Origin of the sequence: Mesorhizobium sp. M7A.F.Ca.US.006.04.2.1 (genome assembly GCF_004022915.1) — a bacterium.
GTDB lineage: Bacteria > Pseudomonadota > Alphaproteobacteria > Rhizobiales > Rhizobiaceae > Mesorhizobium > Mesorhizobium ciceri.
This window is the reverse complement of the sequence record NZ_RZQA01000097.1, coordinates 1-11,348: the sequence shown is the minus strand read 5'-3', so window position 1 is coordinate 11,348 and position 11,348 is coordinate 1. Positions and strand designations below refer to the sequence as shown.

The 11,348-nt window shown below is 63.4% G+C and carries 12 protein-coding genes and 1 pseudogene; 4 read left to right on the top strand and 9 right to left on the bottom strand.

The window, feature by feature from the left end; translation table 11 throughout:
- The coding region (locus tag EN925_RS07990) for a 2-aminoethylphosphonate ABC transporter permease subunit (protein ID WP_206632804.1) at positions 1-805 on the top strand (805 nt) is incomplete at its 5' end.
- A 3-nt stretch (positions 806-808) separates the two neighbouring features.
- The gene (locus EN925_RS07985; protein WP_013533032.1) at positions 809-1,606 is read left to right on the top strand and encodes an ABC transporter permease subunit; all 798 of its coding nucleotides are present in this window, start codon (positions 809-811) and stop codon (positions 1,604-1,606) included.
- Positions 1,607-1,620: 14 nt separating this feature from the next.
- Here EN925_RS07985 and EN925_RS07980 read toward each other — a convergent pair whose 3' ends face one another.
- The 8 genes from EN925_RS07980 to EN925_RS07945 all read right to left on the bottom strand — a co-directional run bounded on the left by EN925_RS07980 (position 1,621) and on the right by EN925_RS07945 (position 8,922).
- Positions 1,621-2,076 (bottom strand): MaoC/PaaZ C-terminal domain-containing protein, encoded by a 456-nt coding sequence (locus EN925_RS07980; protein WP_063167538.1) that lies wholly within the window; start codon positions 2,074-2,076, stop codon positions 1,621-1,623.
- Positions 2,073-3,149 carry a Gfo/Idh/MocA family oxidoreductase gene (locus tag EN925_RS07975; RefSeq protein WP_127365739.1) on the bottom strand — a complete coding sequence of 359 codons (1,077 nt, stop codon included), beginning with the start codon at positions 3,147-3,149 and terminating at the stop codon, positions 2,073-2,075. Before EN925_RS07975 ends, EN925_RS07980 begins: the two co-directional genes overlap by 4 nt.
- The gene (locus tag EN925_RS07970; RefSeq protein ID WP_127365738.1) at positions 3,142-3,471 is read right to left on the bottom strand and encodes an L-rhamnose mutarotase; all 330 of its coding nucleotides are present in this window, start codon (positions 3,469-3,471) and stop codon (positions 3,142-3,144) included. The genes EN925_RS07975 and EN925_RS07970 overlap by 8 nt, the downstream gene beginning before the upstream one ends.
- Before the next feature lie 9 nt (positions 3,472-3,480).
- Positions 3,481-4,593 carry a mandelate racemase/muconate lactonizing enzyme family protein gene (locus EN925_RS07965; RefSeq protein WP_063167541.1) on the bottom strand — a complete coding sequence of 371 codons (1,113 nt, stop codon included), beginning with the start codon at positions 4,591-4,593 and terminating at the stop codon, positions 3,481-3,483.
- A 5-nt stretch (positions 4,594-4,598) separates the two neighbouring features.
- The gene (gene ugpC / locus EN925_RS07960; protein ID WP_127368839.1) at positions 4,599-5,696 is read right to left on the bottom strand and encodes a sn-glycerol-3-phosphate ABC transporter ATP-binding protein UgpC; all 1,098 of its coding nucleotides are present in this window, start codon (positions 5,694-5,696) and stop codon (positions 4,599-4,601) included.
- A 4-nt stretch (positions 5,697-5,700) separates the two neighbouring features.
- Positions 5,701-6,567 carry a carbohydrate ABC transporter permease gene (locus EN925_RS07955; protein ID WP_063171551.1) on the bottom strand — a complete coding sequence of 289 codons (867 nt, stop codon included), beginning with the start codon at positions 6,565-6,567 and terminating at the stop codon, positions 5,701-5,703.
- A 2-nt stretch (positions 6,568-6,569) separates the two neighbouring features.
- The gene (locus EN925_RS07950) at positions 6,570-7,466 is read right to left on the bottom strand and encodes a sugar ABC transporter permease (RefSeq protein WP_013533025.1); all 897 of its coding nucleotides are present in this window, start codon (positions 7,464-7,466) and stop codon (positions 6,570-6,572) included.
- Positions 7,467-7,602: 136 nt separating this feature from the next.
- Complete coding sequence (locus EN925_RS07945) at positions 7,603-8,922, bottom strand: sugar ABC transporter substrate-binding protein (protein WP_127369284.1); 1,320 nt, start codon at positions 8,920-8,922, stop codon at positions 7,603-7,605.
- A 169-nt stretch (positions 8,923-9,091) separates the two neighbouring features.
- Here EN925_RS07945 and EN925_RS07940 point away from each other — a divergent pair, with 169 nt between their 5' ends.
- Complete coding sequence (locus EN925_RS07940; RefSeq protein WP_013533023.1) at positions 9,092-9,877, top strand: IclR family transcriptional regulator; 786 nt, start codon at positions 9,092-9,094, stop codon at positions 9,875-9,877.
- 65 nt (positions 9,878-9,942) lie between these two features.
- The gene (locus tag EN925_RS07935) at positions 9,943-10,782 is read left to right on the top strand and encodes an amidohydrolase (RefSeq protein ID WP_127369283.1); all 840 of its coding nucleotides are present in this window, start codon (positions 9,943-9,945) and stop codon (positions 10,780-10,782) included.
- 9 nt (positions 10,783-10,791) lie between these two features.
- Here the strand turns inward: EN925_RS07935 and EN925_RS07930 are convergent.
- A pseudogene (locus EN925_RS07930) lies at positions 10,792-11,348 on the bottom strand (ABC transporter permease); the annotation flags it as partial.

The window sequence follows — 11,348 nt, the reverse complement described above, 5'->3', positions numbered from 1 at the left end:
GCTCTGGATAGTGCCACCGGCGGCCCTGCTGGCGCTGCTGTTCTTTTATCCGCTGGCGCTGATCGCCCGGCAGGCCTTCCTCGACGACAGCGGCGTCGCCAATGTCGCCGAAGTCATCCGCGTGCTGCATTCGCGCTTCTTCCTCAACGCGCTGATCAACACGGTGTCGATCTCGGTCGCGGCGACAGCCGGATGCCTGGTCGTCGGCCTCGTGCTGGCGCTGATTCTGGCCTTCGTGCCGTTCCCCGGCAGCGGCTTCATCGCCCGGCTGATCGATACTTTCATCGCGCTGCCGACATTCCTGGTGACGCTTGCCTTCACCTTCCTCTATGGCTCCGCCGGCATGCTCAATGCCGGGCTGATGGAGACCTTTTCGCTGCCGCTGCCGCCCGTCGATTTCCTCTATTCCGCGTGGGGTGTGATCCTGGCCGAGGTCACTGTCTACACACCCTTCATCCTGCGGCCGCTGCTCGCCGCCTTTTCGCTGGTCGACCGTGGCCAGATCGAAGCGGCGAGCGTGCTCGGCGCGCGGCCGTTTCGCATCGTTCGCCAGGTGATCCTGCCGGCGGCAATCCCGGCACTCATCGCCGGCGGCAGCCTCTGCCTGTTGTTGACCGTCAACGAATTCGGCATCGTGCTGTTCATCGGCGCCAAGGGCGTCATCACCCTGCCGCTGCTGATCTACGGCAAGGCGATCCAGGAATCGGCCTATCAGGTCGCCTGTATCATCGCCGTCGTCAACATCGCGCTGTCACTCGGCCTGTTTGGCCTCTACCGTTTCGCCGCCGGCCGGTTGGGAGCCTAGCCTATGCTGGTCTGGTCACGCTCCGGTCGTCTTGTCCTGTGGGTGCTCTTCGCACTGATCTTCGGCGTGCTGTTCCTGGCGCCGCTCGCGGTCATCCTCCTGTCCAGCCTCGCCGACCAGTGGAACGGCGTGCTGCCCAACGGCCTGACGACGGAGCACTACACTGATGTCATTTCCGGTGCCGCCGGCAGAGCGGTCAAGGCGAGCCTGGTCACCGGCTTCCTGGCCAGCGCGCTGGCGCTGGTCAGCGGCACCTGGGCGGCCCTGTCGCTGCGCCTCCAGGGCCATGCCTTGCGGCGGCTGCTCGGCCTTTTGTTCTTCATCCCAAGCGCGGTCCCTTCGGTGTCTGTCGGCCTTGGCCTGCTGGTTGCCTTCAGCCATCCGCCGCTGCTGCTCAACGGCACGATCGCGATCGTCATGATCGCGCATTTCGTGCTGATCTCGGCTTTCACCTTCGGCAATGTCTCGGCTGGACTGGCGCGGCTGTCGCCCGACTTCGAGCAGGTGGCATCGAGCCTCGGCGCTCGCCCGGCCTACCGGCTTTGGCACGTCACACTGCCCTTGCTCGCACCCTATCTGGTCGCCGCCTTCGGTCTCAGTTTCGCGCTGTCGATGGGGGAACTCGGCGCCACCGTCATGGTCTACCCGCCGGGTTGGGTGACGCTGCCGGTCTCGATCTTCAGCCTTACCGATCGCGGCGACATCTTTGCCGGTGCGGCACTGACAATGATCCTGGTCGTGGCGACGCTGGTTCTCTTGCTCGGGCTGGAGCGCATTACCAAGCGCGCTACCGGCTCGTAGGACTTTCCCGAGTCTCAGCCCTGCGCCGGCCTGCGTTCGACGATGTAGATGTGGTCTGCCGCCAGCACCACGTCGCCGCGCTGGTTGATCACCTCGCACCGCTCGATCACCCGTCCTGAACCCGGCCGCTTGGGATCGTCTTCCTTGACCGCGATGGTGGTGCGCGTGCGGATTGTGTCGCCGATGAACACCGGCTTGATGAAGCGCAGCCGGTCGTAGCCGTAGGAAAAGGCGACAGGGTTAACGACGCTCGCGGTCAGCCCGATGCCGACCGAGAACACCAGCGTGCCATGCGCGATGCGCTGGCCGAATGGCGTCGTCTTCATGTACTCGGCGTCCATGTGGTGCGGAAAGAAATCGCCGGTGTGGCCGGCATGGACGATGAAGTCGGTCTCGGTGATGGTGCGGCCGCTTGTTAGGCGCGACGCGCCAATCTCGTAATCCTCGAAATACTTGATCTGTTCCATCAGGGTCTTTCCGCAATCGGCGTCGCCGGTGCCGCGCTCGACTGATACGCCGCCTCGACCAGCGCCATAGTGCTCCAGGCATCTTCGACGGGGCTTATCAGCGTATCATCTTCTCCGGTCGCAAAGCGCTGGACATTGGCCATGCGGCCGACGAAGGCATCGGGAAACCACTCGCCGGCCAAAGGCACGGCGATCCAGCCCGTTCCGCCCTTCGGATAGATCTCCAATACATCCGGTTCGCCCTGGGGATAATCGAGGTTGAGACCCAGCTTGAGATAGGCGGCACCCTCTGTGCCGCAGATGCGGAACTCGCAGGCCTGATGCCGGCGACCGAATTTGTGGTCGTGGTTGATCGACAGCGCGCAACGCACGGTGTCGCCATAGTCGAGAATGGCGCTGGTGCGCGTCTGCGCCACCTTATGGTTGGGATGGCCGAGTGTCTTGGCGTGCACGCCTCTGGGGTCGCCGAGCAACTGCCGGATCAGGTCGAGATAGTGGATCGAATGCATGGCGATCTCGACGCGCGGCGCCTTGAGCAGGAATTCCCAAAGCTCCCATGGTGTCGCCAGCGCCAGCCAGGCGTCGAAGTCGACGATCTCGCCGAGCCAGCCCTTGCCGATGGCATCCTTCAGCGCCAGCATCATTGGCGCGAAGCGCAATTGGAAGTTCACCGCCGCGTGCAGCCTCCTGGCGCGGCAGATTTCGAGGATCGCGGTCGCCTCGGCAAGATTGCTGCCCATCGGCTTCTGGATCAGCGCCACCGCGCCGTCAGGCAAGGACTTCAGCACATCGGCATGATGCGACGGCGGGGTGGCAAGGTCGAAGATCGCGCCCTCGACAGCAGTCGCTTCTTCGACCGAGCCAAAGGCCGTCACGCCCCATTGGCTGGCCAGCTTTTCAGCCCTGACATGATCAGGATCATAAAGCCCGGCAACCGGAAAGCCGGCCTTCCGGTAGGCTGGGAAATGCGCGTCGCCGACGATCGATCCCGCGCCGAAGGTGACGATCGGCCGGGGTCTTGAGGGTTTTGGCCAGGATTGAACGAGCAAGGCAGGGTCGAAGCCGCCTTCAGTCATGATGGAAGACCTCATCCATCTCGGCCCACCACTCGCCCTCCTTGCGGGTCGCCAGCGGCTCCTGGCAGGGCATGCAGACGGCCCACCATTCCTGCGTCTTCGGGTCGGCCGCCATCTTGGCCATGTCGGCGGCATAGTCGGTGCCGTGGTATTCAAAATAGGAAAACAGCAGGTTCTCCGGCCGCTTCAGGTAGATCGAATAATTCTTGATGTTGCAGGCCGAGATCATGGTCAGCACGCCGGGCCAGACGGCGGCATGGAGGCGGACATACTCCTCGACCTTTTCCGGCTTCAGTCCGAGAATCATCCCCATCCGCTGCATATCAGTCTCCTATTTCGTGATCGCCGTGGTGAATTCGGCGATGCTCATGGCCTTGACCGCGTCCCAGTCCCAATCGATGCCGATTCCCGGTTCGTCGGGCGCCAGCGCCTGGCCATCTTCGATGCGCATGCGCTTGCCGGTCAACTGGTCGAGCTGCGGAATGTACTCGACATATCGGCCGTTCTGAACAGCGCAGGTCAGGCTGACATGCAGTTCCATCAGGAAATGCGGGCAGACCGGAATGTCGAAGGCCTCTGCCGCGTGCGCAATCTTGAGCCAGGGCGTGATGCCGCCGATACGGCCGACATCGACCTGCACGATCGAGCAGGCGCCTTTCTGCATGTACTCGCGAAAATGGCGGAGGGAGTAGAGCGACTCGCCGATGGCGATCGGCGTCGGCGTCGAGTTCGACAATCGCACATGCCCGTCGATGTCGTCTGCCGGCAGCGGTTCCTCGATCCAGGCGAGGTCGAGCTCACGCAGCCTCGCAGCGCGCCGGATCGCTTCGTCGACCGAAAACCCCTGATTGGCGTCGGTCATGATCTCGTAGCCGTCGCCGACCGCCTTGCGCACCGCCGACAGGCGGGCAAGATCCTCCGACCCGTGCGGCCTGCCGATCTTGACTTTCGAGCCGCGAAATCCCTTCGCCTTGGCGGCCAGCGCATCGTCGACCAGCGCCTGCGTCTCGATGTGCAGCCAACCGCCTTCGGTGGTGTAAAGCGGACAACGATCCTTGGCGCCGCCGGCGAGTTTCCACAGCGGCAGGTTTTGCTTCTTGGCCCGCAGATCCCACAGTGCGGTATCGATCGCCGCGATGGCGATCGCGGTGATCGCCCCGATGGTCGTGGCATGGGTGGCGAATTCGAGATCGTGCCAGATCGCCTCGATCATGTCGGGATCGCGGCCGATCAGGCGCGGCACCAGATGGTCCGAGAGCAGCCGCATCACCGACGAACCGCCGGTGCCGATCGTGTAGCTGTAACCGGTGCCGACCGCACCGTCGGAATCGGTGATCGTGACGATCGGCGTTTCCTGGCTGACGAAGCTCTGGATCGCGTCGGTGCGCTTGACCTTGGGCACAAGGTCCACCATGCAAAGGTCGACTTTCTCGATTCTGGCCATGCCGATCAGCTCCGCAATGTCTTTCCGGTCTCAGTGGCAAACAGATGCGCCTGCGACATGTCGAGGCTCATGGCGACCCGCTCGCCCGGCCGCAGTGGCCTCGGGTTCAGCATGCGCGACACCCAGTCCGTGCCGTTGAATTCAACGAACACCAGCGTCTCGTTGCCGAGCGGTTCGGTGACCGTGATCGGCAGCTCGACCTGGTGGACATCGGCCGCGCCACCGGAACTGATGCCATGGCCGGTCGGGTAGATGTCGTCCGGCCGCAGCCCGAACACGACCTTGTCGCCGGTCGCGACATTGGCCTTGAACTGGCCGGGCAGCGGCAGCTTCTCGCCGCTGGCGAAAACCATCTGGCCACCGTCGACCGTCGCCTCGTGCAGGTTCATGGGCGGCGAGCCGATGAAGCCGGCGACGAAGCGCGTCGCCGGCCGCCGGAACACCTCGTCGGGCGTGCCGACCTGTTCGATATGGCCGTCGCGCATGATGACGATGCGGTCGGCAAGCGTCATCGCCTCGACCTGGTCGTGGGTGACGTAGATCACTGTCGACTGCACCTTGGCATGCAGCTTCTTGATCTCGGTGCGCATCTGCGTGCGCAATTTGGCGTCGAGATTGGAAAGCGGTTCGTCGAACAGAAACACATCGGGGTCGCGCACGATGGCGCGGCCCATCGCGACGCGCTGGCGCTGACCGCCGGACAGTTGCGACGGGCGGCGGTCGAGCAACGTGTCGAGGCCGAGGATGGCCGAGGCCTCGGCGACGCGGCGGTCCATGTCTTCTTTGGCGGCGCCGGCGATCTTCAGGGAGAAGCCGAGATTCTCGCGCACCGTCATGTGCGGATAGAGCGCGTAGGATTGGAACACCATCGAGATGTTGCGCGAGCGTGGCGGCAAATCGTTGACGATGCGTCCGCCGATCTCGATCGAGCCGGCGCTGATTTCCTCCAGCCCGGCGATCATGCGCAGCGTCGTCGACTTGCCGCAGCCGGACGGGCCGACCAGCGCAATGAACTCGCGGTCGGCAATGTCGAGATCGATGCCGTGCACGATCCCAACAGTGCCGTAGCGCTTGGTCAGCTTGGTGAGGGTAACGGTTGCCATGGGATCAGCCTTTCACCGCGCCGGAGGTCAGGCCGCCGACAAGGTGTTTCTGGACTATGTAGGTGAGGGTGAGCGCCGGGATGATCATCACCACGGCCAGCGCGCACATGCCGCGCCAATCGATGGTGAACTCGGCCGTGTAGTCGAGCAGGCCGACCGGCAGCGTCTTGGCGCTCACCGAGCGGGTCAGCTGCGAGGCCAGCGCGAACTCGTTCCAGCAGGTCAGGAAGGCGAAGATCGCGGCCGACGCAATGCCCGGTCCGGCGAGCGGAAACTCGACCTGCCAGAACGCCTGCCAGCGGGTGCAGCCATCGATCTGCGCTGCTTCCGCGAGGTCCTTGGGCACCTGGCGGAAGAAGCCGTCGATCAGCCAGATGGTGAACGGCACGTTGAGCGCGACATAGGCGAGGATCAGCCCGAAATGGGTGTCGATGATGCCGAGCCGCACATAGAGGAAGAACAGCGGCAGCGAGAGCGCGATGCCCGGCACGGTGCGCGTCAGCATCAGGCCGAGGAAGACGCTCGATTTACCGCGAAAACGATAGCGGGCGAACGCATAGCCGCCTGCCATGCCGATGGCCACCGCAATCACCGTCGAGGTCACCGAGATGATCAGCGAGTTGCGGAAATATTCAATCACCGGGATGCCGCCCTTGCCGATGCCTGAGAACATCGCGACATAGGCGTCGAACGAAATCTCCTGTGGGATCCACACCGGTGGCTTTGCCATGATCTCGACCGTCGGCCGCAGCGACGACAGCACGATCCACAGGCCCGGCAGGCAGATGGTCAGCATCGCCAGGAACAGGCCGATGCGATAGACGATGCCGAGCAGCCGGCGCTTCAGGCGGGCGGAAGAATTCTCGTCCATCTTCACCACTCCGCACCGATCTGCGTGCGCGCCGCGGCGAGCTTGTTGAAGAAGTAGACGGTGAAGGCGATCGACAGCAGGATCGAAAAATAGGCCATGGCGTTGGCCATGCCCATGCGCCCGTCGCTGTAGGCGGTGCGGGCCACCAAGGTCCATAGCAGTTCGGTGCGGCCCGCCGGTCCGCCATCGGTCATGATCTTGACGATGTCATAGGCGCGCGCCACGTCGAGCGAACGGATGGTCATGGCGATGTAGGCGAAGGGCATGACGAATGGCCACGTCACATAGCGGAATGTCTGCCACGGCGTGCAGCCGTCGACCCGCGCCGCCTCGATCGGCTCCTTGGGCATGGCGAGCAGGCCGGCGAGGATCAGGATGGCGAAGATCGCCGTCGACGACCAGATCTCGGCGATCGAGATGGCGATGAAGGCGAGATGGCCCTCGATCAGCCACGGTATGGCGTCTCGCGTGATGCCGAGCGACTGCAGCGCATTGTTCACCAGGCCGATATTGTCGTTGAACATGAACTTGAATTGGAAGCCGACCAGGATCGGCGAGAACATCATCGGAAACATCATCAGCGTGCGCAGGATGCGCTGGCCGCGCGTCGCCTTCTCGACGAGCATGGCGAGGCCGAGCCCGAGCAGCATTTCGAGATTGAGCGCGATGGTCAGCAGCAGAACCGTGCGACCGAAGGCCCACCAGAAGTCGGTGTTGGACAGGATCGAAAGATAGTTCCGGATGCCGATGAAGACGTAGAACGTTTCGGGCCGCGTCAGGCGGAACGGGGTGAAGCTCGAATAGAGCGACAGAAGCAGCGGCACCACCACCACCGCCGCCAGCACGATCATGGCCGGAAGCAGCAGCAGGAATGGCGCGGATGGCTTGAAGCCCTTCATCAGAATCCTTGAGTGTTTGTATTTGGACGGCGGTGCGTTGGCTGGGCGCGAAGGGTTAGCGTAAACCGCTGGCATCCCGCGCAACGCGATCGCCTCCCCCATTGCTGATTGGGGGAGGCAGCCCTGGGAGCCGTTGCTAGAGCTTGCCGGCGTCCTGGAGGATTTGTGTCGCCTTGGCGGCGGCTTCATCCAGTGCCTGTTTCGAGGTCTTGTCGCCGAGGATCGCCGCCTGCAGCTCGGGATAGACGGCGTTCGAGATCTCGATCCATTCAGGCGTCTGCGGCACGGCGAAGGCGTGCTTGGCCTCTTCCTGGAAAGCGGTAAGAACCTCCTTCTTGTAAGGATCGTTTTCGGCCTGCTTCAGGTCCCAGTCCCAGACCGCGGTGCGGGTCGGCAGCGGACCGGCGGCGGCCTCGAGCTTCTGGCTGTCCTCGTTGGTCAGCCACCAAACCAGGGAAGCCGCGGCCTCCTTGTTCGGGCAGTTCTCGGTCACCGAGAAGCCATGGAAGCCGGACCAGCCGGTGCGCTTGCCGGACGAACCCTTCGGCGCGACTTTGACGCCGACATTGCCGGCGACCTTCGACGACTTCGGATCGTTGAAGAAGCCGGCCCAGCCCGGCCAATCCAGGTTGATGGCGACAGTGCCGGACGCAAAGCCTTGGCCGAGATCGTCCCAGAGATAGTTGGTGGTGCCGGCCGGCACGGCCTTGGCCTTGTAGAGGTTGACGAACCAGTCGAGCGCCCGGATGCCGGCCTCGGAGTTGAAGACCGGCTTGCCGTCCTTGTCGAGATATTCGCCGCCCTCGGCGACGACCATCTCGTAGAAGCGGCCGTTGATCGCCTCTTCCTTGCCGGCGAACTGGGTGCCGTAGAAATTGGGCGGGTTGGCGAAGAACTCGGCCTGGTCGGTGACTTCCTTCCAGGTGTCCGGCGGCACCAGGTCATAGCCGTATTTCGCCTTGAACTTGGTCTTGTTGTCGGCGTTCTCGTACAGGCTCTTCTGGTAGTAGAGCGCCGAAACGTCGAACTGCGCACGCGGCAGCATCTCCAGCTTGCCGTCGATGGTTGCCGCCTTGATCGTCGACGGCACGAAGGCGTCGATCTCTTCCTTCGGCAGCAACTTGCTGAGGTCGGTGTAGAGGCCGGTATATTGCGGCGCGAAGGAGGAATGGTTCCAGCCGACGCACCAGTTGGTGCTGCCCGAGGCGATGTCGGACTTGAGCTCCTTGTCGATATCGAAGCCGTTCTTCTTGGTCAGGATGTTGACCTTGGCGCCAGTCGCCTTCTCCCATTCCGGGATCCGTTCGTAGAGCTTTTCATATTGCTGGCCGCCGATCAGCTTCACGTCGACGGTCACGCCTTCGAACTTGCCGGGCAGGTCGCCGGCAAGGGCTGCGCCTGCACCAAATGCAAGCAACAATGCACCGGCGGAGACGCCGGAAAGCAGTCTGTTCATTGGTATCCTCCCTGGGTGCGCCTTGGCCGGCGACCGCAACTCGTCTGATGACAAGAAGTGCTACATTCATATACAAACAAAACATTCATGGAGACGTCAAGGCGAAATTTGTTTCCGCTGCGCACGTTCCTGCGTATATGAAGGGTGAAATTCACTGGAGGATGAGCCCATGGACGACAGCGAAGACGAGCGCTATCGCGCGCCGGCGCTCGACAAGGGGCTCGATATCCTTGAACTGCTGGCGGGCGTCGACGGTGGCCTGACCCAGGCCGAAATCGCCAAGAAACTCGACCGCAGTCCCAACGAATTCTATCGCATGCTCGACCGGCTGGTGCGGCGCGGCTACGTCACGCGCCTCGACGGCGACCGCTATTCGCTGACGCTCAAGCTGTTCGGCCTGGCACAGTTGCACGCGCCGGTACGGCGGCTGGTCTCCTATGCCACGCCGCTGATGCGTGAACTTGCCGAGACATCGCAGCAGGCCAACCAACTCGTTGTTTTTGATCGCGGTTCTGCCGTCGTCATCGGTCAGCAGGAAGCACCGAACTACTGGGGCATATCGATCCGGGTCGGCTCCCATATCAGTCTGTTCGACACCGGCTCGGGACATGTGCTGCTCGCCTTCCGCTCACCGGAAGAGCGCCAGATGATGATTTCCGAACACGTCCGCAGCACCGACAAGACGGCGCAATCGAGCGAGTTCTTCACCCGTCTCGACCAGATCCGCGACCGTGGCTACGAGATGATGGCTTCGATGCAGACAGCCGGCGTCTTCAACCTGTCGGCCCCGGTGCGCAGTTCCGACGGCAAGGCGATCGCCGCGCTGTCGATTCCCTACATCACGGTGGTCAACGCGCCTTCCGCACCCGATATCACCAGGACAATCGAACTGTTGCTGGCAACGTGTGAAAAGCTGTCGCACCTTGCTGGATCAGCAGTCGGCTCATCGGTGTGAATTCTTATTTGAATGAAGAATTCTCTCGTGAGATGATTTGAAAAGCCAGAGGGAGGAGCCTCGCCATGATCATCGACACCCATCTTCACCTCATCGATCGCTCGGCCCTGCGCTATCCCTGGCTCGCCGGCGTGCCGGCGCTCAACCGCGATTTCTCTTATGAAGACTACGCGACGGAGGCGCAGCGTGTCGGCGTCGAGCGCGTGCTGCATATGGAGGTCGATGTCGATCCGGCCGACATCGAAGCCGAGACGGCTCGTGTGGAAGGACTGTCACGGCAGCCCGGCAGCATGCTGGCCGGGGTGATCGCGTCCTGCCGTCCTGAGGAAGGAGACTTCGCGGCCTATCTCGAACGGCAGCGGGCAAACCCGTTCGTAAAGGGCTTTCGCCGCGTCCTTCATGTCGCGCCCGACGAGCTCTCGGAAGGTGCGGTGTTCCGCGACAGCATCAAGCGGCTTGGCGGCACCGGCCTGACCTTCGATCTCGTCGTGCTGCCGCACCAGATTCCCAAGGCTATCGTGCTTGCCGACCTGGCACCCGATGTGACGTTCGTCCTCGACCATTGCGGCGTGCCCGACATCAAGGGCAACAGGGAACATCCATGGCGCGAGCATATGAGCGAGATCGCCCGGCGCCCGAATGTCATGGCCAAGATTTCCGGTGTCGTCGCCTATGCCGATGCCGGCAGCTGGACGGTCGAGACGTTGCGGCCGTACGTCGAGCACACCATCAATTCATTCGGCTGGGACCGCGTCGTCTGGGGCAGCGACTGGCCGGTCTGCACGCTAGGCGGCGGCCTGTCGACCTGGGTAGCGGCGACCCATGCATTGCTCTCAGGCTGCAGCATTAACGAGCGCGACAGGCTGTTGTCCGGCAATGCCCGCAAGCTGTGGCGGCTCGACTGACAGGTCCTTTCAGACGGTTGCCGAGACGTGCCGTTCGCGGCCATAGAGCGAAACCAGCAGCACGATGACGAAGCCGAGCGCGGCCTGCACCGCCGCGGGCTGGAAGCCGAGGCCGATGAGCAGCGTGTTGATCTCGGTCAGCACCAGCACGCCGGCGATCGTGCCGAGATAGCTGCCCCGGCCGCCGACCAGTGCTGCGCCGCCGACGACGACCGCTGCGATGGTCTGGAACAGATAGGGCTGGCCGACATCGCCATAGGCCGAGCCGGTGAAGCCGAGCAGCAGCACGCCCGCGACAGCGGCGAAGAAGGCGCTTGCTGCATAGGTGATGACCCACATGCGAACCGGGTCGATCAGCGCCAGCGGCGCCGCTCCCGGATTGCTGCCCAACGCATAGAGCCGGCGGCCATAGGGCGTCCGCTCCAGCACCAGCACGACCAGCGCCGCCAGCACGACCAGGCTCGGCACCAGCCACGGCACCGGCAGCGGGCCGGCCGATCCGCCGATCGAGACGAAGCTGGAAACCGCTTGTGGCGCGGAGCCTGACGGGAAGCCGGCTGTCCACA